Origin of the sequence: Vibrio sp. 1557 (genome assembly GCF_033340175.1) — a bacterium.
Taxonomy (GTDB): Bacteria; Pseudomonadota; Gammaproteobacteria; order Enterobacterales; family Vibrionaceae; genus Vibrio; species Vibrio alginolyticus.
The window spans coordinates 1-1284 of sequence record NZ_JAWOVZ010000162.1; the positions used below are offsets into that span (position 1 = coordinate 1).

1 protein-coding gene is annotated in these 1284 nt (G+C 45.9%); it reads left to right on the forward strand.

Features of this window, described 5'->3' with window-relative positions:
- Positions 1 to 1284: GNAT family N-acetyltransferase (locus R7070_RS25515; RefSeq protein WP_318141427.1), on the forward strand; the 1284-nt coding region annotated here is incomplete at both ends.

Here is a 1284-nt window from a genome sequence, read left to right on the forward strand (position 1 = left end):
GCAGGGGAAAGTTGTTCCTCAGGTTTCTGAGCTTGCTATTGCGCAGAGAAATACAGAATACATAGAGCAGACTCACGCTGTTTCATTAATCGAGAAAGTGGTGAGTGGGCATCGTAAGCGTCCTTTAGTGCTCACGGCTGATCGCGGTAGAGGTAAAAGCAGCGCGTTAGGTATCGCTTGTGCTCAGTTGTTGCAACACAAGCCGCTGCGTATATTACTTACCGCGCCTTCTATTAACGCTGTTGAGCCAGTCTATCAGCACGCGCAGCGTTTACTTACGGATGCCAAACAGATGAAGAAAGACCGTTTGGAAGTCGGATATGGGTATATTCAGTTTATTGCGCCTGACGAATTGTTGTCTTCGCTGCCTGAGTGTGATTTGTTGCTAGTTGATGAAGCGGCTGCGATTCCCGTCCCGATGCTCAAACAAATCACCGAGCATTATCATCGTTTGGTCTTTTCTAGCACGATTCATGGCTATGAAGGCTGCGGACGTGGCTTCACGTTGAAGTTCATTGAATGGTTGCAACAACAACGATCTGGCATGAAGACGTATCACATGCAGCAACCAATTCGTTGGAGCGTAGATGATAAGTTAGAAACGTGGTTGTATGACGCTTTTATCTTGAACGCGGAATTATCGCCGCAATCCATTGAAGGTATGGCGAACGTATCGTTGAACAAAGTGGACAAGCAAGCACTGGTTCACCAACCCAACTTACTACGCGAATGCTTTGCTTTACTGGTTAATGCTCATTATCAAACCTCACCGAATGATTTGCTCCATTTACTGCGAGATGACAACAGCTCCGTTTATCTCGCGATGGATAAACAAAATATCATCGGAGTCATTCTCACGGTTGAGGAGGGCGGTCTTGATGACGAGTTAATTGAAGCCGTTCAACTTGGTCAACGTCGTCCTAAAGGGCATTTGACGCCAATCACCATCATCAATCAACTTGGTTTGGTAAAAGTAGGTAAGCTTATTACTTCACGAGTGATGCGAATTGCGGTGCATCCAGATCTACAAGGTTCGGGCATTGGCAAGCGCATGCTAACACTACTCGAGGAAAGTGTTGGTGCCCATGTGGATTACCTATCGACAAGTTTTGGTGCGACGGATGAGTTGATTCAGTTTTGGCAACAAGCTGGTTATCAATCCATTCGTTTAGGAACTATGCGCGATGCCGCCAGTGGTTGCTATTCATTGTTGATGGTTCGCCAACTTGCGAATAAATCACAAACTTGGATTGATGACGCACAAGCATTGTTTCATGAGTTTTT